Raw genomic sequence first — 25,453 nt, 5'->3', positions numbered from 1 at the left:
GCAGATGCAAACGGCATGCAGAGATAGAAAGGGCACGTTCCGTGCCAGTTCCTAGCGGTAGTTGTGGGGCATGGATCAACACGAAATCCTTCTGAAGCTCGAGAATATCGAGAAGCGCTTCCCCGGTGTCGTGGCATTGAAGTCGATCTCGCTCGAGGTGCGCGCGGGCGAGGTGCAGGTGCTTCTCGGCGAAAACGGCGCGGGCAAGTCGACGTTGATGAAGATTCTCGCCGGCGAGCATGCGCCGACGGGCGGGGCAATCGTGGTGGGTGGCCGGAAGGTTTCGGCGCTGACGCCGACGCTTGCCACGGAACTCGGCATCGGCCTCGTGCATCAGGAACTGAGTCTTATCCCGGCGCTCAGCGTCGCCGAAAACATCCTGCTCGGCCGGATGCCGCGCAAGGCTTTCGGCAGGATAGACTGGGGCAAGGCTTACGAGGATGCGCGCCGCGCACTCGAGGCGCTCGGCGTTTCCATCGACCCGACGGCCGAAGTGCGCACCCTCGAAGTGGCCGAGCAGCAATTGATCGAGATTACCCGCGTCCTGGAGCGCGGCCCGCGCATCCTTCTGCTCGATGAGCCCACCTCGGCACTCTCGGATAATGAGCGCAGCCGGCTCTTCGATGTCATTCGTCGCCTGAAACAGCGCGGTCACGGCATCATCTACATTTCCCATCACCTCTCGGAAATTCCGATGATCGCCGATCGCGTTACGGTGCTGCGCGACGGCCTCGTCGTGGAGACGCTGCCCGCCGATAAGGCGGACGAGGCGACGGTGATCAGGCTGATGGTCGGCCGCAGGCTGGAAGAACAGTTTCCCAAGGAAACGGTGGAACTCGGGGCGCCCGTGCTGGCCGTCGAAAACCTCGCCTCCGGCCGCACGCTCAAGGATCTTTCGTTCATCCTCCGCCGCGGCGAAATCCTCGGCATCTACGGGCTTATGGGCGCGGGACAGGCCGAGATTGCCAACGCCCTATTCGGCTTGCAGTCGGTCAAGGCCGGCTCGATCGAGGTCGGGGGCAAGCGTGCGGACTTCCGGCATTCCTCGGACGCGATCGCGGCCGGCCTCGGCTTGATCTCGCGCGACCGCCGGCAGAGCCTCGTGCCGATGCAGCCGGTCGGTCCCAATCTCAGCCTCTCCTGGCTTTCCGGGAAGTCGCTTCTGTCGCGTCTCGATCTTACGCGCGAGCGCGAGGAAGGCAGCCGCTACATTTCCGATCTGCGCATCCGTCCGGCGTCGGCCACGCACAAGCTGTTCTTCTTCAGCGGCGGCAACCAGCAGAAGGTCATTCTGGCGCGGTGGATGTCGAGCGGCGCGCGAATCCTGATCTTCGACGAGCCGACCCGCGGCATCGACGTCGGCGCCAAGGCAGAAGTGTTCGCGGTGATGAGCCGGCTGGTGTCGGAAGGCGCGTCAATTCTGATGATCTCTTCGGAGCTCAACGAACTGATCGGCATGGCGGACCGCGTGCTGGTCATGCGGAGCGGACGCCTCTCGGCGGAGCTGCCGAGGGAAGAGATATCGCAGCAGAACCTGCTGCGATATGCAAGCTAGGGAGTGGGAATGGATATGCGTGCGGAAAAGAATCCGGACATCCCGGCCGGTGCGGCTGGTGCCCGTAAGGCGAAGTTGAAGGCGGTCGTCTTCCAGGCTGGTCCGCTGATCGCCCTGGTCCTGCTGATGGCCTATCTTACCTTTGCCACATCCAACTTCCTGACGTTCGACAACCTTTCCAACGTGGCACGGCAGTCCGCATTCGTTGCCATTCTCGCGGTCGGGCAGACATTCGTCATCCTGACGGGCGGCATAGATCTTTCGGTCGCGGCCATTGCGGCGCTTTCCGCCTCGATAACCGCCGTCCTGCTCACGCAGCCGCTCGTGCTGTTCGGTATCGATTTCGGCTTCGTGCCGCCGCCGGCGGCGATCCTCATCGGTATTCTGATCGGCATGGGCGCCGGTGCGCTCAACGGCTGGCTCATCTCCAAGTTCAAGATCCCGGATTTCATCGCGACGCTCGGCACGATGACGGCTTTCCGCGGCGCGGCGCTCCTGGTCACCGACGGCCTGCCCGTCCCCTCCTTCAATGCCGGCCGGCAACTTCCCGAAAGCCTGATCTGGGTCGGCGGCGGGCAGCTCTTCGGCGTGCCGGTGAGCGCGCTCATCGCTCTCCTTTGCGCGGCTGCCGGCTGGTACGTGCTTCGCTACACCGCGCTCGGGCGAGCGATCTATGCCGTCGGCGGCAACCGTGCGGCCGCCCATTCGTCCGGCATCAGCATTTCCCGGACCAAGATCATGACCTATGCCATTTCCGGCCTGCTGGCGGCGATCGCGGGTATCATCCTGGTCGGGCGCCTCAACTCCGCCAATGCGCTTATGGCGGATGGCGAGGAGCTGCGTTCGATCGCCTCCGTCGTCATCGGCGGCACCAATCTCTTCGGCGGCGAAGGCGGTGTGTGGGGATCGATCATCGGCGCGGCCATCATCGGCGTGCTCGGTAACGGCCTCAACCTGCTCGATGTCAGCCCGTTCTGGCAGCGCATCGCGCAGGGCGTCGTCATCGTGGTCGTGGTGATCTTCGACCAATGGCGCCGTCGCAGCATGACCCGCGTTTGAGGTCCATGAAGAGCAAGGCTCGAGCCCGGCGCTGCAATCGAGCGGAGGCGGGAAAGAGTGCGCGGTTTTCCGTCGGGACATGCCTAGATTCAAAGCGACAGAGCGTTTCAGTCTTTAAATGACACAGTGAAACGCTCTATCTGGCGGTCACCTATTGCTTTGTCGGCCACGAAGAGCTTCCTCTGTCGAAGATACCGCCGGCTTTCAGCAGGGCATTTCCGGCTAGCCGGGACGAACATGCCGCCATCGAAGGTGTTGACCCCATGAACATCAAGCAACTGGAAGTCCTGCGGACACTCCTTGCAACCGGATCGACCATCGCAACCGCGAAGGCCATGGGTCTCAGCCAGTCGGGAGTGAGCCGCATGCTGCAGCAGCTTGAAAGCGATTTGGCCATCACGCTTTTCGCCCGCGAGAAGGGCCGGTTGATTCCGACTCCGGAGGCGACGGTTCTTGGGCGTGATGCGCAAAACGTCCTGCTGGCCATCGAGCGCATGTCCGGCCATGCGGAGGACCTTCGCAACGGCTCCTCCGGGCCGGAGATCGTCCGCATTGGGCTGCCGAGCAGCATGTGGGAAAATTTCGCACCCGCCATGTTGATCGATTATGTCAGGGATTTTCCCGGCGTTCGCATCGAAACGTTCTTCGAGACGACCACGGCGATCACCAAACTGGTCGAGGAACGCGTGATCGACCTCGGTTTTTTACGTATCGAAGGCGAAACGGGGCCGGGCATTGCGATCGACAAGGTTGCGAGCGGTGAAAGCGTCTGCGTCGTTCCGAAGGATCACTCGCTTGCCGAACTGCCCGAGATCACCATCAAGCATCTGAGAAACGTGCCGCTGATCCTGATCGGTCGGCAGCGGCCGAACCGCATGGCGCTCGACCAGGCCTTTCAGCGGGCGGGGGTAAAGCAGATGGTCAAGATCGAAACCCACACCAACAGTTCGGCGTGTTCCTATGTCGCGCATGGACTGGGCGTGTCGATCATCAGCAGCTTCTATGCGAATCTCTACCGTCACCTGCCCGTCGTATACCGGCCGTTCGTGCCTCGCGCGACACAGGAATTCGGATTGGTGCGTGCCGCCGGAGTTCCGCTCTCCATCGCCGCCCAGGCGCTCAGCGACGCCCTGAAGAAGCAGATCCGGCTTTCGCAAGAAGATCAATAAAAGCAAAATATTGGCTCTTTTTAAGCCCTCCGTTCCATTGCTCCGCAATCTTCCAAAGCCCGCATAAGGCTATGACGAATATGCATAATATTGCGCGGCATTCCTCATTCCCGCATAGTCTGGGCCGAAGAAACCGATGATGGCTCGATTTCAACTCGACCATCAATCGTGGGGAACCGATGCTACGCTTTATCCTGAGCCGTCTGATGGTGGCGATTCCGACGATCGTGCTTGTCGCCGTGGCGGTCTTTGCACTGATCCGCTTCATTCCCGGTGACCCCGCCGCGTTGATGCTGGGGGACATGGCTCAGCCCGATCAGATCGCAGCAATGCGCGTGGAGCTCGGTCTCGACAAGTCCATGCCCCAGCAATTCCTGATCTGGGCCGGCGATGTGCTGCGAGGCGATTTCGGCCGCTCGATCGTCAATGACGAGGCCGTGCTGCCGCTGGTCGTTTCGCGCTTTCTGGTGAGTGCGGAGATCGTGGTCGTCGCCGTGCTTCTGGCAAGCCTGATTGCCGTACCGGCCGGCGTAATTGCCGCGTGGCGTCAGAACAGCCTGACGGACCTGGCTCTGGTTGGAACGGCAACGGTTCTTCTGTCCATCCCGACCTTCTGGCTCGGCTTGCTGCTGCTGTTGCTTTTCGGGCTTGAACTCGGCTGGCTGCCTGTTCTGGGCTATGTCTCGATCGGCGACAATCTGACCGCCGGTCTGCTCTATCTCGTCCTGCCCGTCGTGACGCTGGTCATCCATGAAGCGGGAGTGCTGATCCGCATGGCGCGTGCCTCCACGTTGGAAGTGCTGCGTCTCGATTACATTACCCACGCCCGTGCGAAAGGGCTGTCGGAAAGCGCCGTGCTCTGGCGCCATGCGTTCAAGAACGCCTTCGGTCCGACCTGGACGATGATCGGTCTCATCCTGGGCAATCTGCTGGGCGGCATTGCCGTCATCGAGACGGTCTTCACCATTCCGGGGCTCGGCCGACTGATGGTGGACAGCATTTTCGCGCGCGACTACCCGGTCATCCAGGGATGCCTTCTGTTCGTTTCGCTCTCCTATGTGCTGGTCAACCTCGTCGTCGACCTTCTCTACCCTCTCTTCGATCCGCGTGTTGTCGCCGAATGAAAAACTTCACCCTCAACGGACTGATCGGCGGCATCCTGATCGCCATCCTGATCGTCACCGCTGCCGTCGGTCTCTTCTGGACACCGTTCGACCCGATGAAACTCTCCTTCACCGCGCGGCTTGCAGCTCCCGGCAGCGCGCATCTGCTCGGCACCGACGAATTCGGCCGGGACGTCTTGAGCCGCCTGATGGTCGGCGCCCGAGCCAGCGTCTGGATCGGCGCGCTCACCGTCGGCTTCGCCACTGTCTGGGGGACGCTCATAGGCCTCATCAGCGGTTATGCGCGCGGCTGGGTGGACGGCATCATCATGGCTGTCAACAACGCGCTTCTCGCTTTTCCCGGCATATTGCTGGCGCTCGGGCTGCTCGCCGTTTTCGGCGCCAACCAGTACGGCATCATTTTCGCGCTCGGCATCGCCTATACGCCTTCCATGGCGCGCGTCGTGCGCGGCGCCGTGCTTTCGCTGAGGGAGCGGGAGTTCATCGAGGCCTCGCGGGTGATGGGCAATGGCGAACTTTATACGATGTTGCGCCATATCCTGCCGAATTGCGTGGCGCCGATCACGGTTCTCGCCACCTCCATGTTCGGCTGGGCCATCCTGTCGGAAAGCGCGCTCTCGTTTCTGGGCCTCGGCGTGCCGCCTCCGGCGCCGACCTGGGGCAACATGCTGGCGGCCGGGCGGCCATTCCTCCAGCAGGCCGCATGGCTCGGATTGTTCCCCGGCCTGTGCATCGCGCTGACGCTGCTTGGCATCAATCTTCTGGGCGACGCGCTCCGCGACCGGCTCGACCCGCGCATGAGGGGCCTGAAATGACGATGGACAAGCTTCTCACCGTCTGCGGCCTTTCGCTTGAAGTCGCAAGAACCGGCCATCAGGTCGTCAAGTCGGTCTCCTTCGACCTCGCGCCGGGCGAGATCTTCGGCATCGTCGGCGAAAGCGGCTCCGGCAAGACGCTGGCGACCCGAGCGCTGATCTCGCTGCTGCCGCCGACCGTCAAGGTCGCCGGCGGGTCGGTGTCCTACAGGGGCCGCGACGTGCTGAAGATGAAGGAAAATGAGCTTCGCCATCTGCGCGGCGCAGAGATCGGCGTCGTCTTCCAGGAGCCGATGACCTCGCTCAACCCGTCGATGACGATCGGCCGGCAGCTGGAGGAAGGCCTCATCCTGCACACCAAGGCCTCGGCGCAGGAGCGACGCTCCCTCGTCCTCGACATGTTGAAGCGGGTCGGAATCCGCGATCCGGAGGGGGCGCTTGCCTCCTATCCGCACGAGTTTTCAGGCGGCATGCGCCAGCGCATCATGCTCGCCTCCGTCATGCTCTTGAAGCCGGCGCTGCTGATTGCCGATGAGCCGACCACCGCACTCGATGCCGTCATCCAGCGCGACGTGATGGAACTGATGGTGGATCTGACGCGGGCGGAAGGTACGGCCGTTTTGCTGATCAGCCACGATCTTCCGATGGTGGCGCGCTACACGAGCCGTATCGTCGTGATGGAAAAGGGCTCGATCGTGGAACACGGCCGGACCGAGGACCTGCTCAAGGCACCGCAGCACCCCTACACAAAGAAGCTCCTCTCCTCGCTGCCCTTCCGCGGCCGGCCGCGCCAGATCGACATGACGAGGGTGCCCATGATCTCGGCCCGCGATATCATCGTGGACTATGCAGGCCGAAAGTCGCTGTTCAGGAAGAACAGGCCGAAGCGCGCGCTGCATGGCGTCAGCATCGACATTCACGAGGGCGAGGTCGTGGCACTCGTCGGCGGTTCCGGTTCCGGCAAGACGACGCTCGGCCGAACCATTGCCGGTCTCGTCACGGAAAGCGAGGGCCGCATCCAGTTCCAGGGACGGCCGCGCACCGAAAACTGGACCGATTATCGGCTCAACTGCCAGATGGTGTTCCAGGATCCCTATTCATCGCTCGATCCGCGCATGACCATCGACGCGCTGGTCGAGGAGGCGCTGAGGCTGGTCCCGGGCCTCGATGGCAAGGCCAAGCGCAAGCGTACCCTGGAAACGCTGGAGGAAGTCGGTCTCGGGGTCGACTATGCCGGCCGCTATGCGCACGAACTCTCCGGAGGTCAGCGCCAACGCGTCGCCATTGCGCGTGCGATCGCGCGGCGCCCGCGCTTCCTGATCGCGGACGAACCGGTATCCGCGCTCGACGTGACGGTCAGGGCGCAGGTCCTCGATCTCTTCTCGGATCTGCAGAAACGCTACGGCTTTTCCTGCCTGTTCATCAGTCACGACCTCGGCGTCGTCGAACAGGTGGCCGACCGCGTCGTCGTCATGCAGGACGGCCGGATCATCGAGGAGGGAGATCGCGACACGATTTTCGACAGTCCGAAGGAAGCCTATACGCGCCGGCTTCTCTCGGCCATTCCCGCCCTCGACCAGAACGAAAAGGGCGGCGTGACACTCAAATGGCGTCTGGAGAATTGATGTGGATAGGCTAACCGATTCTGGCCCGGTGAAGGAAAGGCTTGCGGAGATCTGCGACGCGCAGCCTTTCGTGACACGCTTCGTTGTGCGCAACCTCAGGACCGGAGAGGCGATCGAACGCGGGGCCGACGAGGAAACGCCTTCTGCCAGCACGCGCAAGACCTCGATCATGATGGCGGCGCTGAAGGCGGTGCACGAGGGGCGGCTGGATCTCGACGAGCCCATCACTTACGAAGCCCGCTTTGCCGAGGAAGTCGCGAGCGGCATGTTCCGGTATCTGACGCCCGGGATCGTGATTTCGTTGCGCGACGCGATAACCGGTATGATGGTGCTGAGCGACAATGTCTGCACCAAGATGGTGTTCGAGCGTCTGACGCTGGAGGAAGTGGACAGCTACTGCAAATCGATCGGCATGCACGGTACGCATCATCGCTTCCTCATTCCGCCGCTGGCCCTGCCGCCGGACCATTCGCTGACCTCGGTCACGACCACGACAGCCCGCGACCAGGCCTTTCTGTTGCAGACGATCCTGGACGCGCAGACCTCTCCCGACGCGATCGCGAAGCTCGGCACATCGCCGCAGTTGTGCGCCTATGCCTTGCAGACGCTGAAGAACCAGATCCTGCGCTATGCTATTCCGTCGCGCCTGCCGTTCGGTACGGTGGTTGCGCACAAGGGCGGCACGGGCAAGCGCGGCCGCATGAATGCCGGCATCGTCTATCGCGATGGCGCCCCCTTCTACATCATCTCCGCCTATACCGACGAAGTGCCGCAGGTCATGCCGGACGGCACACCGGGTTACACGATGGCGCTCGAGACGATCGGCAGGCTCTCGCGTGCCTGCTGGGACGGATTCCACTCATAACGATCAATAAAGAGGGTAGAACAATGAAAAAGCTTCTTCTTGCGGGCGCCGCACTGCTCGCCACGGCCAATATGGCAGCAGCACGCGACATCACGATCGCGCAGAGCTCCGATCTGCGCAGCAACAATCCGGGCGTCAACCGCGACGGCAATACCGACAGCATCATCCTGCACATCGTCGAAGGCCTCGTCGGCTACAACAATGTCGGCGAAGTGAAGCCGCTCCTGGCCAAGAGCTTCGAGATGTCGGCCGATGGGCTGACCTATACGTTCAAGCTGCGCACCGACGTGAAATTCCACAACGGCAGACCGATGACGGCCGACGACGTGGTGTGGAACTGGACGCGCTACCTCAAGCCCGAGACGAAGTGGACCTGCCTGAAAGATTTCGCAGAAGGCGGGGCCGCGCCTGTCGCCGGCGTCAAGGCCACAGATGCGGCAACCGTCGAGATCACGCTCGCAAAGCCGTCGGCCGTTTTCCTTGGCCTGATGTCGCGTCCCGAATGCGGCTTTACCGGCATGATTTCGCCTGAATCGGTCGCTGCCGACGGCAGCTTCGTCCAGCCGATCGGGACCGGCCCCTTCATGTGGGGGGAATGGAAGAAAGGCGAGTACATCCATCTCGAGAAATTCGCGGATTATGTATCGCCGGCAAACGAAGGAAAGCCGGATGGCATGGTCGGTTCGAAGCGGCCCCTTGCAGACGGTGTCAAGTTCATGGTCATTCCGGATGCCTCGACCGTGAAGGCAGGTCTGGAATCCGGTGTGCTCGACACGGCGGAAATCTCGCCGGATCTCATTCCCGAATTCCAGTCGAGCGAAACGATGCAATTGATCGTCGCGCGCAATAACGGCAAGAACCTCTTCTACATTCAGACCCGCGACAAGGTCCTGAGCAATCCGGGCGTGCGCCGCGCCATGGCGATGGCGCTCGATCTGGATCAGCTCGTTGCTGCGGCCTCCAACGGCACGGGCGAGGCGAACGGCTCGATGGTGTCGCAGGACTCGGTCTATTTCAGCGAAACGCAGAAGAAGCGTCTTCCCTATGACATCGAGGCCGCCAAGAAGGAGCTGGCGGATGCGGGCTACAACGGCGAGCCGATCTCGATCATCGCCAACAAGCGCGGCAATGTGCCGAGCTTCCCGGCCGCCGTCATGGCGCAGGCGATGATGCAGCAGGCCGGCCTCAACGTACAGATCGAGGTTCTGGACTACGCAACTCAGGTCGACCGCCGCCGTTCCGGCAATTACCAGGTCATTTCGCAGTCGGTCGCGCCGCGTCTCGACCCCGCCCTGATGTATTCCTTCTACGTTGGCGACAAGGACGAGAACGCTTCCCTGATGTGGGACGATCCGAAGGCTATAGAACTGATGAACGCAGCCTATGCCGAGGCTGATCAGGGCAAGCGCCAGAAAATCTTCGACGAGTTCCACGAGCTCATGCTGAAGGAAATGCCGGGCATCTTCCTTTACGACATGGTCGATGTCTGGGGCGCGACCAGGAAGCTGAAGGGTCAGCCGGTCTGGCAGTCGAACGCCCGCCTTTGGGAGGTGTCGGTCGCCGACTGAGCCCCCTGATCGCCTGCGCCGGGCGGCAGAACACCGACCCGGCCAATCCATCACCCATCGGACCGACCCGGCGAAGCGACCTTTGCGTGTCTGAAGAGACGCGCAGCGCCGCAGGCGCCGGGCCGATCTCCTGCGCCCGCCCTTCGAAATACGAGGACATGTCATGAACCGAAAGGACGTGATCTCGATCGCCACGGCGATCGAATCGATGAAACCGGAGTTTACCCGCTTGAGCGACAGCATCTGGGACTTCGCCGAGCTGAAATTCGAGGAGCAACGCTCGGCCGGGCTGCTTGCCAAGGCTCTCGAAGACAATGATTTTTCCGTTCGGCGCGGCGTGGCGGGCATGGGCACGGCCTTCATCGGCGAGTCCGGCAGCGGCAAGCCGGTGATTGCCTTTCTGGGGGAATTCGATGCACTCGCCAGCATGAGCCAGGCCGCCGGGATCGCCGAGGCGAAGCCGCTTGTCGAAGGCGCCAGTGGCCATGGCTGCGGCCATAACCTGCTCGGCGTCGGTTCGCTGATGGCGGCAATCGCACTCGCCCGGCATCTGAAGGCCCACAATCTGCCCGGGACGGTGCGCTATTACGGCTGTCCCGGCGAGGAGGGCGGCTCCGGGAAGACCTTCATGGTGCGTGCCGGCCTGTTCGACGACGTCGACGCTGCGCTTACCTGGCATCCGGCACCGTTCAACGGAGTGCGCTCCACCAACAATCTTGCCGTTCTCGAATATTTCTACCGCTTCAAGGGCGTGGCCGCGCACGCCGCGAACGCAGCCCATCTCGGCCGTTCGGCACTCGACGCTGTCGAACTCATGAATGTCGGCGTCAACTTTCTGCGCGAGCACATGCCGCCGGATTGCCGGGTGCACTATGCAATCACCGATACCGGGGGCAGGGCGGCGAATGTCGTGCAGGCGAACGCCGAAGTGCTCTACCTGATCCGCGCGCCGGAAATGCCTCAGGCGCTGGATCTCGCCAGCCGCGTCGAGAAGGTGGCGCGTGGCGCAGCCATGATGACCGAGACGGAGGTGGAAATCGTCTTCGATACGGCCTCGACCAACCTCCTGCCCAATATCACGCTCGAGACCGCCATGCATGACAATATGGTGGCGCTCGGCCCGATCGCCTTCGACGAGGCCGACGTCGCATTCGCCCGATCCATTCAGGAGACGTTCTCGCAAGAGGCAATCAAAAGCAGCATCCGCCTCTACCAGATGAAGCGCGACGTCTTCTCCAACGCCAATGTCGATGGATCGTCACCATTGCATCTCGGCCTGCGCGAATTCGAAGGCCATTCACACTTCCGTGCCGGCTCGACCGATGTCGGCGATGTCAGCTGGGTGACGCCGACGGCGCAGTGCTGGGCGCCGGCATGGGCGATCGGCACCAACCCGCATACCTGGCAGGTCGTTGCGCAGGGCAAAAGCCCGATCGCCCACAAGGCCATGGCGCATGCCGCCAAGACGCTCGCCACGACGGGTCTGTCGCTGATGACTTCGCCGGACCTGCTTGCCGCCGCCAGGGCGGAATGGCTGGAGAAGACGGACGGGAAATCCTATGTCTGCCCCATCCCGGCCGATGTCATGCCGGGGTCGCATTTTCATGATCCATCGGTCCGATGATGGTTTCGGTTTCGATCCTTCCGTTAGGGGTCGACCGTCCCCACCACCTCGTGAGATGTTCTGCATCGGCAAATAAGCTTCGCCGGGCGTTCTTCTCTTCATCGAATCGCAAAAACACACTAGCTCTTCTGACTTGATGGAATTGCTGACGGAAATCGCTGCGCGGGTCTTCCGGAATTGCTGCAGAGGCGGCACGGGCCCAAAAACCATCTCGATCCAGGGCAGTAAACGGCAACTTATTGTACGAGGAGAACGGGTAGTGGCAAAAGCGCTTGTACTTGAAAAGAAGGGACAATTGTCGCTGCGCGACATTCCGGTCAGGCGGGATCTGTCGCCCGCCGACGTGCTGATCGGAATCCGCACCGTCGGCGTTTGTGGCTCCGATGTCCACTATTATACCCATGGAAAGATCGGGCCCTTTGTCGTCAACGAACCGATGATACTGGGTCACGAGGCCGCGGGCGTCGTCCTGGAGGTCGGCTCGGAAGTCCGGCATCTGAAGAAGGGTGACCGTGTCTGCATGGAGCCCGGAATTCCGGACCTCTCCTCCCGGTCATCCAAGCTCGGCATCTACAATGTCGATCCGTCCGTACGGTTCTGGGCCACGCCGCCGGTCCATGGATGCCTGACGCCCGAGGTCGTTCATCCGGCGGCCTTCACCTATCGCCTCCCCGACCACGTGTCCTTCGCGGAAGGGGCGATGGTCGAGCCGTTCGCCATCGGCGTGCAGGCCGCCCTTCGCGCGGGCATCAAGCCGGGGGATGTCGGCGTCGTCATGGGGGCCGGCCCGATCGGCATGATGACGGCACTGGCCGCGCTCGCGGGGGGATGCTCCAAAGTCTATGTGGCTGACCTCGCGCAGCCGAAACTGGATGTCATCGGCGCCTATGAGGGGATAGAGACAATCAATGTCCGCCAGCAGGCGGCATCCGAGGCTCTCGCGGAGGCGACGGGCGGCTGGGGGGCGGATGTGGTCTTCGAGTGCTCCGGGGCCGCACCCGCAATCCTTCCTCTTCCGGGTCTTGCGCGTCCTGGCGGAACCGTCGTGCTCGTCGGCATGCCCGTCGACCCCGTCCCCTTCGACATCGTCGGTATGCAGGCCAAGGAACTGCGGATCGAGACGGTGTTCCGCTATGCCAATGTCTACGACCGCGCCATCGAACTGATCGCCTCCGGCAAGGTCGATTTGAAACCGCTGATCTCTGCTACCATTCCGTTCGACGAGAGTATCGCCGCCTTCGACCGCGCCGTCGAGGCGCGCCCCACGGACGTGAAGATACAGATCGAAATGCCGGCGTAAGAGCCCGTGGCGCGGCTCTTCGAACGCGGGTGACGTGCCGGGGTAAAGCTGGTCGGCGTCACAGGTTGACTCTTCCCTCGCACATTCGCAAGCGAAGGTTGTAATAGCCGCACATCCCGGTCCCTCATTCCTGTGCTTGTCACAGGAATCCAGCCAGACCAAGTCCTTGGGCTGAAAGAACGCTTCCCGCGCCGCAGACGCGGCGCTGCTTTCATCCCTGTGACGAGCACAGGGATGAGGGGAGGAGAGGTTGCAGTCCTCCGAAAACTCTCCTACAGCGCCGCGCGCCTTATGCTGCATGTTTTCGTCCTTTGATCGACTGCGAACAAGGAAACATGCCGACAAACCCGGCCAGAGCTTCCACGTGGTTTCACGCCGGATCGGCCTGAAACCACGGGCAGGTTCTCCGGCCCGGTTACGTCCGCGGCTTCAGGTTCTCCGGGTCGTAGAGCGGCTTGTAGCCGACGCCGGCAACCTCGACCGGATAGGTCTCGGCAAAATACTCGACATTGAGCTTGCGGCCGACCTGGCAGTAAGACCAGGGCAGATAGGCGAGCGCGATGTTCTTCCCGATCGTCGGGCCGTAGGCGATGGAGGTGGTGTAGGAGCGGCGGCCGAGTTCGTCGACCAGCACCTCGCCGGTCTCCGGGTCCATGACCGGCAGGTTGCCGACGGGATAACGCTTCACCCCGTTCCTGTCGGTGTTCTCGGTCATGAGGAGCGTGCAGAGCATGGCGGGCTGGTGCTCGCGCGCCTTGTACTCCATATGCTTCGCCTTGCCGCGGAAGTCCGCTTCCTTGACCTTCGGACGGGCAAGGTCCGCCTCGATAAGATTGTAGTGGGTGAGAAGATCCGCGTTCTGCAGGCGGAGGCTCTTTTCCATCCGGCGCGAGTTCGCGTAGGTCTCGACGCCGAAGGCCATGACGCCCGTGGCGCGCAGCGCATCCCAGACGGCCAGGCCGTCCTCGTATTTCATGTGCAGTTCCCAGCCCTGCTCGCCGACATAGGAGATGCGGAAGGCGGAGACGGGCCTGCCGGCGATCTCGATCTGCTTGATCGCGGCGAAGGGGAAATTTTCCGGATCGAGGCCGGCCGGTTCCGCCACGACCTTCTTCAGCGTTTCGCGGGCATTCGGGCCCCAGATGCCGATGGTGACGAACTTCTCCGAAACGTCGGTGATGGTGACGTCGAGCCCCCGGTCTTCCGCGACACGGCGCATATAGTGGAAGTCACGCGGGCCGGCATCGGCACCGTTCACGAGGCGGCAGCGGTCGCTCATGCGGAAGACGGTGAAGTCGGCCCGCACCATGCCCTCGTCATCGAGGAAGTGGGTGTAGATGCCCTTCCCGATATTGCCGTCTCCGCCGATCTTGGCGGCGCAAAGCCACTCGAGAAGCTCCACATGGTCCGGCCCTTCGATATCCACCATGTGGAAGTGCGAGAGGTTGACGATGCCGCAATCCTCGCTCATCGCCAGATGCTCGGCGTTGGAAACGCGCCAGAAGTGGCGGTTGTCCCACTCGTTCTCGCGAACCGGAATGCGGTTGCCGTATTTTTCGAGCAGGTGCTCGTTGGCGGCATAGCCGTGGGCGCGCTCCCAGCCGCCGAGTTCCATGAAGTAGCCGCCGAGCTCCTTCTCGCGCTCGTAGAAGGGCGAGCGCTTGACGTTGCGGCCGCTCGCATAGGGCTCGCGCGGATGCACGGCCGGGAAGTAGATCTTCTGCGCCGCCTCGAAGCAGCGGCCTTCGATGAACTTCTCTTCGAGCTGGTGCGGGTAGAAGCGCGCGTAGTCGATCGAGGCGTGGTCGGTATGGGTACGCCCGTCCGTCATCCAGTCGGCGATCAGCTTGCCGTAGGCCGGTCCGTCCTTCACCCAGATGGCGACACAGTACCAGAGGCCGCGTACCTTCTGGCTCTCGCCGCAGGAGGGGCCGCCGGCGGCCGATACCTGCAGCAGGCCGTTGAAGGAGTGGCCCTCGTTATAGCCGAGCTCGCCGAGGATCGGCGTAAGTTCCATGGCGCGCTCGAGCGGCTCGATGATCTGCTCCATATCGAGGTCGCGCTGCGAAGGCGACAGGCGTGCCTCGTGCTTTTCGAGGATGTCGCGCGGATGGCAGAGGCGCGGATTGTCGGTTTCGTAATAGCCCCATTCGATCTGGCCGCCCTCGGTGGTCCTCGGGTCGCCGGTGTCGCGCATATAGGCCGAGTTGCCCTGATCGCGCAGCAACGGGAAGCCGATTTCCTTGCCGGTGCCTTCGAATTCGTTGTAGGGGCCGAAGAAGGTGAGCGGATGATCGACCGGCATGACAGGCAGGTCCTCGCCGACCATTTCAGCGATCAGGCGACCCCAGATGCCGGCGCAGACGACGACATGGTCGGCCATGATCGTGCCGCGATGTGTGACGACGCCCTTGATACGGCCGTTTTCGACAAGCAGCGCAGTTGCCGGCGTATTGCCGAATATCTGCAGCTTGCCGGACTTTTCCGCCGCATCGACCAGCTTGCCGGCCACCGTCTGCGAGCGCGGGATGACAAGGCCGGCATCCGGATCGAACATGCCGCCCATCACCTGATCTTCCTCGATCAGCGGGAACAGCTTCTTGATTTCGGCCGGCGAGACATAATGTGCGCGGGTGCCGAAGGCCTTGGCGGAGGAAAGCTTGCGCTTGATCTCCTCCATCCAGACGTGGTCGCCGGTGCGTGCGACTTCCAGACCACCGATCCGGGCGTAGTGACCCATCTTCTCGAAGAAGTCGATCGAATACTGCGTCGTCCAGACCGAGAGATAGTCGTGGCTTGTGGTGTAGCAGAAGTCGGATGCATGTGCCGTAGAGCCGATATCCGTCGGGATGCCCGACTTGTCGATGCCGACGATATCGTCCCAGCCACGCTCGATGAGGTGGTGGGCGATCGATGCGCCGACGATGCCACCCAGTCCTACGATTACGACCTTCGCCTTTTCCGGAAACTCTGCCATTGATGCGACCCTGGTTTGGTTTTGAAGCCGGATATTAGAGCCTGCCGCGCCGCGAGTTGAGCCTGTCTACGACATAATCGTCGTGCTGCACGACCAGAATGTTGCGGGCGGCGGGCGGGGACGGTCGCGGCCGCGAGGATGCTCATCTAGCTGATATAGCGAGAAAATACACCCTGCGGGGCGGCGAGGAACAGGTTTTTCCTCGAACAGGGAGGCGGCAGGCGGACGCGCCGCCGAAACGCGACCTTTCGGCAGCCGCCTTTACTCGCCGCCACCGAAGAAGGTGAGGCGCGTGAAGAGGACATAGTTCGATTCCGACACCATCAGCGCCACGAAGACGAGCACCAGCAGCGGGGGCAGAATGATCGCGTAGATCAGCGCCAGGCGTTCCCACGCCATATGCATGAACACGGCCACGATGAGGCCCGCCTTCAGCATCATGAAGATGAGGATCAGCGACCAGCGGAGATAGCCCTGCAGGCCGAAGTAATCGACGAGGTATGAAAGAGCGCTGAGGACGAAGAGCAGCCCCCAGACCAGGAGGTAGAGCTTGATCGGGTGCTGCTGGTGCTCCGTATGGGCGACCGCAGGTTGTGCCGGATGTATTTCCGCGTGAGCCACGATGCCCTCCCTCACCAAAGATAGAAGAATGCGAAGATGAAGACCCAGACCAGGTCGACGAAGTGCCAGTAGAGGCCGGTTATCTCGACGATCTCGTAGCGCCCCTTGCGGCTGGTGAAGAAGCCGCGCCGCTCCGTTTCAAAATCGCCGCGCCAGACCTTGCGGGCGACGATCAGCAGGAAGATCACGCCGAAGGTGACGTGGGTCCCGTGAAAGCCGGTGATCATGAAGAAGGAAGAGCCGAATTGAGCGGCTCCCCAGGGGTTGCCCCAGGGCCGCACACCCTCGGCGATCAGCTTCGACCATTCGAACGCCTGCATGCCCACGAAGGTGGCGCCGAAAAGCGCCGTCAGAAGCATGAGCGCCGCGGTCTTCCGCCGGTCGCGGCGGTAACCGTAATTGACGGCCATGGCCATGGTGCCGCTGCTCGAAATGAGAACGAAGGTCATGATGGCGATGAGGATCAGCGGCATGTGCGTTCCGCCGATTTCGAGCGCGAAGACCTCGCTCGGATTGGGCCATGGAACGGCGGTGGACATCCGCGCCGACATGTAGGCAAGCAGGAAGCAGCCGAAGACGAAGGTGTCGCTGAGGAGAAAGATCCACATCATGGCCTTTCCCCAGGAGACATCCTTGAAGGTGCGCTGGTCGGAGGCCCAGTCCGACGCGAGCCCGGCCAGACCGGCGGGGCGCGGGAGCGTTTCTGCTGCGGGCTTCTTCATCGGTGCAGACATGTTCAACGGTTCCTATGTCAGCAGTTGGCGGCAGAAATCGATCACGCCGCTGGCCCAGCCGGCAAAAAGAGCGAAGAGAACCAGCCAGACGATCAGCATGAAATGCCAGTAGATGGCGCAAAGCTCGATCGACAGGCGCGTTCTGTTGTCGAGCGGTGTTTGCGAGGCATGTACGGTTACCCGGCCGAGAGCAAAAAGCCCCCCGATGATGTGCAGGCCGTGCATGCCCGTAAGCAGATAGAAGAAGCTGTTGGCCGGATTCCCGGCCAGGAAATATCCGGCGTCCGACAGTGCACGCCAGGCGAAGAGCTGACCCACGAGGAAAGCGAGGCCAAGGGCGAGCGCCGCCAGGAGACCGATCCGAGCTGCCTCGTCGTTCCGCCGCTCTGCCTCGACCCTGGTCCAGTGCAGGGTGATGCTGCCGGCGGCGAGGATGCCCGTATTGAGCCAGAGAAGGCCGGGCAAAGGCAGCGCGCCCCAGTCGGATGACGCCATGCGCATGAAATAGGCGCTGATCGCAAGTGAAAACAGCGCACCGACGACGGTGAGAAATACGCCGAGGCCGATTTTCGCCGGCGGCAAACGCGTTGCGCCCCGGCGGTCGTGGAAGTGACCGACCTCAAGCCAGGGGCGCGATGTCAGGCGTTGCCCTGCGAGCCACCACACGACGATGGCGGCGATCGCCGCCAGAAAGAAGGCGACGATGCTCATGAGACGGTCTCGTGACTGAGGCGGCCGGGCGTCGGCTGGTTCTGCGGGATGAAATCTTCCGGCGCGCCGGGGACGCTGTAGTCATAGGCCCAGCGATAGACGACGGGCAGTTCATCGCCCCAGTTACCGTGAGGCGGCGGCGTCTCGGGCGTTTGCCATTCGAGCGTCGTCGCGCGCCAGGGATTGCCCCCGGCCTCCCGGCCATGGCGCAGGCTCCAGGCGAGATTAAAGAGGAACAGGATCTGCGCAGCGCCGACGAGAAACGCCATGACGCTGATGAAGGCGTTGAGCTCGGCGATCGAAGCCGTCACGAAAGCTGCCTCGCCGAGCTCGTGATAGCGGCGCGGGACGCCGATGAGGCCGAGATAATGCATCGGAAAGAAGATGGCGTAGGCGCCGATGAAGGTGACCCAGAAGTGGATCTGGCCCATCGCCTCGTTGAGCATGCGCCCGGTGATCTTCGGATACCAGTGATAGATGGCGCCGAAGATCACCATGATCGGCGCCACGCCCATGACCATATGGAAATGCGCGACGACGAACATCGTGTCGGAGAGCGGCACGTCGACGACGACATTGCCGAGGAAGAGACCCGTCAGCCCGCCATTGACGAAGGTGACGATGAAGGCGAGGGCGAAGAGCATCGGCAGGGTCAGATGGATATTGCCGCGCCAGAGGGTGAGGACCCAGTTATAGACCTTGATCGCCGTCGGCACCGCGATGATCAACGTGGTCGTGGCGAAGAAGAAGCCGAAATACGGGTTCATGCCGCTGACATACATGTGGTGCGCCCAGACGATGAAGGAGAGGCCGCCGATGATGACGATCGCCCAGACCATCATGCGGTAGCCGAAGATGTTCTTGCGGGCATGGGTGCTGATGAGATCGGAGACGATGCCGAAGGCGGGCAGGGCGACGATGTAGACTTCGGGGTGGCCGAAGAACCAGAACAGGTGCTGGAAGAGAATCGGGCTGCCGCCGCCATATTGCAGCTGCTCGCCCATCTCGACGATGGCCGGCATGAAGAAGCTCGTGCCGAGCAGCCGGTCGAAGAGCATCATGACGCAGGCGACGAAAAGGGCAGGGAAGGCAAGCAGCGCCATCACCGTCGCGGTGAAGATGCCCCAGACGGTCAGCGGCAGCCGCATCAGCGTCATGCCGCGTGCGCGGCCCTGCAGTACGGTCACGACATAGTTGAGGCCACCCATGGTGAAGCCGATGACGAAGATGATCAGCGACGAGAGCATCATGATGATGCCCCAGTCCCTGCCGCCGGGCGTGCCGGAAAGGACGGCCTGCGGCGGATAGAGGGTCCAGCCGGCGCCGGTCGGTCCGCCGGGCGTGAAGAAGCTTGCGGCCAGGACGATCACGGCGAGCAGATAGATCCAGTAGCTCAGCATGTTGGCATAGGGAAACACCATGTCGCGCGCGCCGACCATCAGCGGGATCAGATAGTTGCCGAAGCCGCCGAGGAAGAGGGCGGTGAGCAGGTAGATCACCATGATCATTCCGTGCATGGTGATGAACTGATAGTAGCGCTCGGCATCGATCAGCTCGAATGTGCCGGGAAAACCGAGTTGCAGCCGGATCAGCCAGGACAGCACCAGCGCCACCATGCCGATGGCGATCGCGGTCGTGCCGTATTGAATGGCGATGATTTTCGCATCCTGGCTGAAGACATAGCGCGTCCACCAGCTATGCGGATGGTAAAGCTCAACATCCTCGACTTCGGGAGGCGGAAGTGCCTCGCCAATACCGGACCGGACGTCGACCATCATATCTCCTCCCCAGGGCTACTTCACGGCACCTCCTACTGCGCCGCTGAGGCGGCGACCGTCGTCGCCGCCGGGCCGAAGCATTCTCGCCCTTCTTCAAAAAGCGCGAATGCTCCGGTTCCTTGTTCGGTCGCAACTCCGGACGGAGAACCGCTACACGCTTTTCCCGGAATTGCTTTTGTTTCCAATGATGCGGACAGTTGCGAAAAGGTCTGCTGCTCGGCGAGCCAGGCCTGGTAGTCTTCTTCGGTGTCGACCACGACGGTACCGCGCATCTGCGGGTGGCCGACGCCGCAGAGTTCCGCGCAGAGTATCTCGAAGGTTCCGGTCCGCGTCGGCGTCAACCAGAAATAGGTGACCATGCCGGGCACCATGTCCATCTTGGCGCGGAATTCGGGGACGTAGAAATCGTGCAGGACGTCGACCGACCTAAGCAGCATCTTGACCGGCTTGCCGACCGGCAGGTGAAGCTCGCCGCCTTCGATGATGATGTCGTCCTGCCCGGCGGCGTCGTCCCGATTGACCCCGAGTGCGTTTTCGGGGGCGATATCGCGCGTTTCGGTCGTGCCCAGCTTACCGTCCGCGCCGGGCAGCCGGAAGCTCCACAGCCATTGCTGGCCGATCACTTCGACTTCGGGCGCATCCTGCGGGACGGTGACGAACTGGTTCCAGACGAAGAGACCCGGCGCAAGCATCGCCGCGACACCGAAGGTCGTGCCCGTCGCGAGCCAGCCTTCGAGCCGCCTGTTTTCGGGCTCGTAAGCGGCGGTATTGCCGGGTCGGTGGCGGAAGCGCAGGACGCAATAGGCCATGAACAGGACCACGGCGGTGAAGGCGATGCCGGTGATCCAGAAGGTGATGGTGATGGTATTGTCGATGTAACTCCAATTGGAGGCGATCGGGGTCCACCACCAAGGACTAAGCAAATGGAACAACACCGAGCCGACGGCCAGCAGAACCAGAATCACTACCACGGCCATTCCCTGACCCTCCCCCGCCGTGATCGGCCGTGAGACGAATACGCAATCGCAGAGTTCCGATCACAATTATTGCACGAACGGAAAATACTGGCAAATCATCGGGACGAGATCGAATTCTCACTTCCCGCAAGTATTCCTATTTGGGATGCTGCTTCATGTAGGCGATCACATTGGCAATCTCCTCGTCCTTCTTGAGGCCGGGGAATACCATCTTCGTGCCTTTGACCTTGGCCCTGGGGTTACGCAGATATTCGGCGAGCGTCGCGTCGTCCCAGACGAGACCACCCTTGCCCGCATCGATCATGGCTTGCGAATATTTGAAGTCCGCATGGGTGCCGGCCGTCCGGCCGATGACGCCTTGCAGCGAAGGACCGACCTTGTTCTGGTCCTTGTCGATCACGTGACAGGTGGCGCATTTCTTGAAGACGGTGGCGCCGGCCTCGGCATCGCCCTCCTGGGCAAGCCCGGCGAGCGGACAGAGCGAGAGTGCCGAAAAAGACAGGGCAGCAAGTGCAATTCGCATGATACTTCCTCAATTTCGCCCGGCGCGGGGCAAGGAAGGCTATCGTCAAATCTGCTTTGGCGGTGCTTGCTTCTCTTAAGGAATGGTGCGCCGGGGCGGTTGATACGTGCGACAGGAAAGAAGCTAGTCCTTGTCGTAGAGAAGTCAATTGCTCCTTCTGGCTAAGCCTGAACCTGCGGGCCGCCATTCGGCGCGTGCGTCAGACGCGCTTGCCCTCCGCATCGAAGAAATGCAGGTGGTGGGCGGGGAAGTGGACGGGGATCGTGCCGGACGCCGTCAGGAACGACCGGTCGTTGGTGAAGACCTTGAAGGTCGCCCGCCCGAGCGAGAGATGCAGGATGATGCCGAAGCCCGTCGGCTCGACCAAATCGACGCCGGCAAGCAGCGTCTCCGGGCCGTGGCCGGCAAGCACGACATGTTCGGGACGGATGCCGAGCGTCACCTTTGCGTTATTCGAAAGGGGCGCGGCCGCGTCGAGCGGGATGCCGATCTCATCCGACATCTCGAAGCGCGGCGCGTCGCCCGCGTGGCAGGTACCTTCGAAGAAGTTCATGCCCGGCGAGCCGATGAAGCCGGCGACGAAAAGATTGGCCGGACTGTCGTAGAGATCGAGCGGGCTTCCGACCTGCTGGACCACGCCGCCGTTCATGGCGACGATGCGGTCTGCCAGCGTCATCGCCTCGATCTGATCGTGCGTCACATAGATAGAGGTGGCGCCCAGATCCTTGTGCAGTTTCTTGATCTCGGCGCGCATCTGCTCGCGCAGGCGCGCATCGAGATTGGAGAGCGGTTCGTCGAAGAGAAACGCCTTCGGCTCGCGCACGATGGCGCGACCCATGGCGACGCGCTGGCGTTGGCCGCCGGAGAGCGCCTTGGGGCGGCGATCGAGCAACGGGTCGAGGCCGAGCTTGGCAGCGGCGCCAGCAACGACCGTCGTTATCCTATCCTTGGCCGTCTTTCGAAGCCTCAGGCTGTAGCTCATGTTTTTCGCGACCGACATATGCGGGTAGAGCGCGTAGGACTGGAACACCATGGCGATGTCGCGGTCCTTCGGGGCGAGTTCGTTGACCCGCCTGCCGGCGATGCGGATCTCGCCGCCGGTCACGCTCTCGAGCCCGGCGATCATGCGCAGAAGTGTCGACTTGCCGCAGCCGGAGGGACCGACGAGCACGACGAATTCGCCGTCGCTGATCTTGAGGTCGACGTCGTGCAGCACCGGATGGGTACCGTAGGACTTCTTGATGTTGGCGATGTCGATGGAAGCCATTGCGTATCAGCCTTTCACCGCGCCGGCCGTGAGGCCCTGGACGAGATAGCGTTGAATGAGGAGGAAGAAGAGGCAGGCCGGTATCAGCGCCAGCACGCCGGCGGCCATCATCTGCCCGAAGTCGACCGAGAATTTCGAAACGAAGGACAGGAGCCCGACCGGGAAGGTCGCCTGCGCGTTGCCGGAGATCAGCATCAGCGAGAAGAGCAGTTCGCTCCAGGCGGCGGTGAAGACGAAGCCGAGGGTCGCGGCGATTCCGGGCAGCGTCAGCGGCAGGATGATCTGGCGGAAGGCGACGAACTGCGTCGCGCCGTCGATCATCGCCGCCTCTTCCAGGTCCTTCGGAATGCCGTCGAAGAAGGACTGCATCAGGAATGTCGCGAAGGGAACGTTGAAGGCGGTGTAGACGACGACGAGTCCGGTGAGGCTGTTGGTCAGCCCCAGCGGCGAGAGGATCTTGAAGATCGGCGCGACCAGCATCACCAGAGGAAACATCTGCGTCAGCAGCATCAGCGTGACCAGCCAGTATTTGCCGCGGAACCGGAAGCGCGAGAGCGCGTAGCCGGAGAGCGAGGCGAGGATGGTGACGATCACGGCGGTCGATCCGGAAACGATCAGGCTGTTGCGGAAGAACACCGGGAAGGCGCTGTGCCGCAGCACGAAGTCGAAGTGTTCGAGGCTCGCCCGCGACGGCCAAAGACGAATGCCCTCCGAATAGAGGAGATCGTTCGGCGTGACGGCGACCTTGAGCAGCCAGAAGAGCGGGAAGAGCGCGAAGGCGATATAAGCGAGGATTGCCAGGCGATGCGCAATGGTCAGAAATGCTTGTTTGGCGCGCATGGTCTCAATCCTTGCTCAGGAGCCACTGCCGCAGGATCACGATCAGCAATGAATAGGCGAGGAGCAGCGCCAGCAGCACCAGCGCGATCGCCGAGGCATAACCGAAATCCAGCCGCTTGAACGCCTGGGTGAAGATGTAGCTTGCGACGATCTGGGTTCGGTCCGCCGGCCCGCCATTGGTCATGACGATGATGAGATCGGCGAAATTGGAGATCCAGACCGTACGCAGCAGAATGGTGATCGCGATCGTCGGCGCCAGGAAGGGAAGGGTGATCGAAAGGAAACGCTGCACCGGGCCGGCGCCGTCGATGCTCGCTGCCTCGTAAAGGTCGCGCGGGATCGCCTGGAGCGCTGCCAGCAGGGTGATCGCGAAGAAGGGGATGCCCCACCATATATTGGCAATGATCGGTCCCCACATGGCAAGCTGGGGATCGGACAGAATGTTGGTCGGCTGGCTCATGATGCCGAGGGCGAAGAACCAGTGCGGCAGCGGACCGACGACGGGGTTGAAAAGCCAGGCCCAGTTGAGGCCGGCCAGAAAACTCGGCACCGCCCAGGGCAGGAAGACGAGCGCCTGTGCAACCGCACGCCCATAGAATGGCTTGTCGAGCAGGAGTGCCAGGATGAGCCCGAAGGCGAATTGCAGGAACACGGAGGCGCCGGTCCACCAGAGCGTGTTGCGCAGCGAACGGAAGAAGGCCTGGTCCTGGGCGAGCGCACGGAAGTGATCGAGGCCGACGAAACCGCCGGAGAAGGGGTTGAGCAGCTGGATGTCGCGGAAAGCGTAGGAGATGCCGAGCACCAGAGGCACGAGCATGACCGTAACGATCAGGATGAGCGCCGGAGCGGTATAGAGATAGGGCGCAGAGGCGTCGGCGATCCGCTTCATCAGCGGCGGACGGGTTGCGGGCAGGCCGTCATGGCGTGCGGCATAGGCCATCGATCGAAATTTCCCCTTTTTTGACCGCCGTTATCGATCGGCGTGCCTTTTCCTGCGTCGGACGACCGGCGGCGGCTGACCGCCGCCGGTGCCTGCGTTACTTCTTGCTTGCGAGGTACTTCTGCTGCGCCTTGGTCAGGTAGTCGGCCCATTGATTGGCGAGCTCTTCCGGCGTGATGTCGCCGAGCAGGGCCTCCTGGGTCGTCTTGATGGCGAGCGAATCCTTGAAGAAGGCGAATTCTTCGAGATAGGTCGGCATGACCGTCAGCACGACGTCCTTGTCGGCGAGTTCATCGAACCAGCCCTTGAACTGCGGGCTCGCATAGAAGGGGTCCTTCTCGGCCGACTTATGGACGGGCAGCGCGCCGGTGCGCTTGTTCCACTCGATATTGCCTTCGGGGCCTTCCAGCGTTTCGATCAGCTTCCAGGAGAGATCCTTGTTCTGGCTGGCGGCAAGAATCGACCAGCCGGCAAAGCCGATCGTGGTAAAGGCCTTGCCGCTCGGCCCCTTGGGCATGGTGGTGACGCCGAAATCCTCCGGCTTCATGCGCTGGGCGATCGCGATCAACGCGTCCGGATCCTGGTCGAGGAAGGCGCAGGTGCCGCTGTAGAAGCCAGCGACGATCTCGTTGAAGCCCCAGTTGACGCTATCCTTGGGGGCGAGGCCGTTCTTGTAGAGGTCGATGACCCAGGTGAGACCCTTGATCCAGCCCTCGCTGTTCATCGTCGAGGTGCCGTCCTCGTTGAAGAACTTGTTGTCGCCGGCCATGGTCGCGCCGAACATCACCCAGCCGTTGAGACCGCCCGGACCGCCGCGCAGGCAATAGCCCGATTTGCCCGGCAGCTTGGAGACCGCCTCGGAAGCCTTGACGAAGTCGTCCATCGTCTTCGGCGGTTCGGCGACGCCCGCTTCGGAGAGCAGCTTCTTGTTGTAGAACATCGCCCGGAGATAGAAGCCATAGGGCAGCATATAGGCGGTGTCGTTGACGTCGCGGCCGAGTTCGAGCGCGCGCTCGGTGAGGCCGGGGGTGTGCTCCCACTTTTCGAGATAGGGCTCGAGGCTTTCGAGCATTCCGTTATTGGCGTAGAGCGACAGCCAGGTGTCTGGCATTTCCATGACGTCGGGGATTTCGCCGGCCGAGACCATGGTCGCGAATTTCTGGAAGGCTTCGCCCCAGGGCAGCGAAATGATCTCCACGGTCGTGCCGGGGTTCGCCTGTTCGAACTTGGCGACGATCGCTTTCAGCGTTTCGGTGCGCTCGGGGCTGGTGATGACCTCGACGAGCTTCAGCTTGGTATCGGCAAGGGCGCTGCCGGCCATCAGCGTGGCAAGCAGGGTGGCGGTGATCAGTTTCCTCATTTTATCGTTCCCTTTGTTCTC

At 62.3% G+C, this 25,453-nt stretch carries 21 protein-coding genes; 10 read left to right on the top strand and 11 right to left on the bottom strand.

The genetic code is table 11. The features are described from left to right. Nucleotides 1–70: 70 nt before the first annotated feature. The 10 genes from ACTJKL_RS03035 to ACTJKL_RS02990 all read left to right on the top strand — a co-directional run bounded on the left by ACTJKL_RS03035 (nucleotide 71) and on the right by ACTJKL_RS02990 (nucleotide 12,704). On the top strand, nucleotides 71–1,555 hold the full coding sequence (locus ACTJKL_RS03035; RefSeq protein ID WP_440852133.1) for a sugar ABC transporter ATP-binding protein: 1,485 nt from the start codon (nucleotides 71–73) through the stop codon (nucleotides 1,553–1,555). Between the two features lie 9 nt (nucleotides 1,556–1,564). Continuing rightward, nucleotides 1,565–2,614 (top strand): ABC transporter permease, encoded by a 1,050-nt coding sequence (locus ACTJKL_RS03030; protein WP_440852132.1) that lies wholly within the window; start codon nucleotides 1,565–1,567, stop codon nucleotides 2,612–2,614. A 263-nt stretch (nucleotides 2,615–2,877) separates the two neighbouring features. Beyond that, nucleotides 2,878–3,783: a LysR family transcriptional regulator gene (locus ACTJKL_RS03025; protein WP_411921566.1), complete on the top strand. Its 906-nt coding sequence runs from the start codon at nucleotides 2,878–2,880 to the stop codon at nucleotides 3,781–3,783. A gap of 179 nt (nucleotides 3,784–3,962) precedes the next feature. Next, on the top strand, nucleotides 3,963–4,907 hold the full coding sequence (locus ACTJKL_RS03020) for an ABC transporter permease (protein WP_440852131.1): 945 nt from the start codon (nucleotides 3,963–3,965) through the stop codon (nucleotides 4,905–4,907). Next, complete coding sequence (locus ACTJKL_RS03015) at nucleotides 4,904–5,722, top strand: ABC transporter permease (protein ID WP_440852130.1); 819 nt, start codon at nucleotides 4,904–4,906, stop codon at nucleotides 5,720–5,722. The genes ACTJKL_RS03020 and ACTJKL_RS03015 overlap by 4 nt, the downstream gene beginning before the upstream one ends. Next, nucleotides 5,719–7,347, top strand: coding sequence for a dipeptide ABC transporter ATP-binding protein (locus ACTJKL_RS03010; protein WP_440852129.1), 1,629 nt, complete (start codon nucleotides 5,719–5,721; stop codon nucleotides 7,345–7,347). The genes ACTJKL_RS03015 and ACTJKL_RS03010 overlap by 4 nt, the downstream gene beginning before the upstream one ends. Before the next feature lies 1 nt (nucleotide 7,348). Then, the gene (locus tag ACTJKL_RS03005) at nucleotides 7,349–8,212 is read left to right on the top strand and encodes a serine hydrolase (RefSeq protein ID WP_411933785.1); all 864 of its coding nucleotides are present in this window, start codon (nucleotides 7,349–7,351) and stop codon (nucleotides 8,210–8,212) included. Between the two features lie 23 nt (nucleotides 8,213–8,235). After that, nucleotides 8,236–9,780, top strand: a complete 1,545-nt coding sequence (locus ACTJKL_RS03000; RefSeq protein ID WP_411933786.1) for an ABC transporter substrate-binding protein — start codon at nucleotides 8,236–8,238, stop codon at nucleotides 9,778–9,780. 163 nt (nucleotides 9,781–9,943) lie between these two features. Continuing rightward, complete coding sequence (locus ACTJKL_RS02995; RefSeq protein ID WP_440852128.1) at nucleotides 9,944–11,404, top strand: M20 family metallopeptidase; 1,461 nt, start codon at nucleotides 9,944–9,946, stop codon at nucleotides 11,402–11,404. Nucleotides 11,405–11,663: 259 nt separating this feature from the next. Beyond that, nucleotides 11,664–12,704, top strand: a complete 1,041-nt coding sequence (locus tag ACTJKL_RS02990; RefSeq protein WP_440852127.1) for an NAD(P)-dependent alcohol dehydrogenase — start codon at nucleotides 11,664–11,666, stop codon at nucleotides 12,702–12,704. A gap of 415 nt (nucleotides 12,705–13,119) precedes the next feature. On the opposite strand, the gene ACTJKL_RS02985 is transcribed toward ACTJKL_RS02990, so the two are convergent. The 11 genes from ACTJKL_RS02985 to ACTJKL_RS02935 form a co-directional block, all read right to left on the bottom strand. Continuing rightward, on the bottom strand, nucleotides 13,120–15,681 hold the full coding sequence (locus tag ACTJKL_RS02985; RefSeq protein ID WP_275597467.1) for a GcvT family protein: 2,562 nt from the start codon (nucleotides 15,679–15,681) through the stop codon (nucleotides 13,120–13,122). Nucleotides 15,682–15,942: 261 nt separating this feature from the next. Further along, nucleotides 15,943–16,302, bottom strand: coding sequence for a cytochrome C oxidase subunit IV family protein (locus tag ACTJKL_RS02980; RefSeq protein WP_018095800.1), 360 nt, complete (start codon nucleotides 16,300–16,302; stop codon nucleotides 15,943–15,945). An 11-nt stretch (nucleotides 16,303–16,313) separates the two neighbouring features. Then, nucleotides 16,314–17,036 carry a heme-copper oxidase subunit III family protein gene (locus ACTJKL_RS02975; RefSeq protein ID WP_275597468.1) on the bottom strand — a complete coding sequence of 241 codons (723 nt, stop codon included), beginning with the start codon at nucleotides 17,034–17,036 and terminating at the stop codon, nucleotides 16,314–16,316. A 12-nt stretch (nucleotides 17,037–17,048) separates the two neighbouring features. Beyond that, nucleotides 17,049–17,747 (bottom strand): cytochrome c oxidase subunit 3, encoded by a 699-nt coding sequence (locus ACTJKL_RS02970; RefSeq protein WP_440852126.1) that lies wholly within the window; start codon nucleotides 17,745–17,747, stop codon nucleotides 17,049–17,051. Continuing rightward, nucleotides 17,744–19,525 (bottom strand): cytochrome c oxidase subunit I, encoded by a 1,782-nt coding sequence (gene ctaD, locus ACTJKL_RS02965; RefSeq protein ID WP_440852125.1) that lies wholly within the window; start codon nucleotides 19,523–19,525, stop codon nucleotides 17,744–17,746. The genes ACTJKL_RS02970 and ctaD overlap by 4 nt, the downstream gene beginning before the upstream one ends. Nucleotides 19,526–19,557: 32 nt before the next feature. Next, a complete protein-coding gene (locus tag ACTJKL_RS02960; RefSeq protein ID WP_440852124.1) occupies nucleotides 19,558–20,502 on the bottom strand; it encodes a cytochrome c oxidase subunit II in 945 nt (314 codons plus the stop codon). Nucleotides 20,503–20,638: 136 nt separating this feature from the next. Further along, nucleotides 20,639–21,025: a c-type cytochrome gene (locus tag ACTJKL_RS02955; RefSeq protein WP_018095795.1), complete on the bottom strand. Its 387-nt coding sequence runs from the start codon at nucleotides 21,023–21,025 to the stop codon at nucleotides 20,639–20,641. 199 nt (nucleotides 21,026–21,224) lie between these two features. After that, complete coding sequence (locus tag ACTJKL_RS02950; RefSeq protein ID WP_440852123.1) at nucleotides 21,225–22,292, bottom strand: ABC transporter ATP-binding protein; 1,068 nt, start codon at nucleotides 22,290–22,292, stop codon at nucleotides 21,225–21,227. 6 nt (nucleotides 22,293–22,298) lie between these two features. Then, nucleotides 22,299–23,132 (bottom strand): carbohydrate ABC transporter permease, encoded by an 834-nt coding sequence (locus ACTJKL_RS02945; protein ID WP_018095793.1) that lies wholly within the window; start codon nucleotides 23,130–23,132, stop codon nucleotides 22,299–22,301. Between the two features lie 4 nt (nucleotides 23,133–23,136). After that, the gene (locus tag ACTJKL_RS02940) at nucleotides 23,137–24,072 is read right to left on the bottom strand and encodes a carbohydrate ABC transporter permease (RefSeq protein ID WP_018095792.1); all 936 of its coding nucleotides are present in this window, start codon (nucleotides 24,070–24,072) and stop codon (nucleotides 23,137–23,139) included. A gap of 97 nt (nucleotides 24,073–24,169) precedes the next feature. After that, a complete protein-coding gene (locus tag ACTJKL_RS02935; RefSeq protein WP_440852122.1) occupies nucleotides 24,170–25,432 on the bottom strand; it encodes an ABC transporter substrate-binding protein in 1,263 nt (420 codons plus the stop codon). Between the last annotated feature and the right edge of the window lie 21 nt (nucleotides 25,433–25,453).

Source organism: Sinorhizobium sp. 22678 (genome assembly GCF_052044265.1).
GTDB lineage: Bacteria > Pseudomonadota > Alphaproteobacteria > Rhizobiales > Rhizobiaceae > Sinorhizobium > Sinorhizobium meliloti_A.
Note: the sequence above shows the minus strand (reverse complement) of the source record. Positions and strands in the feature narration are given on the sequence as shown.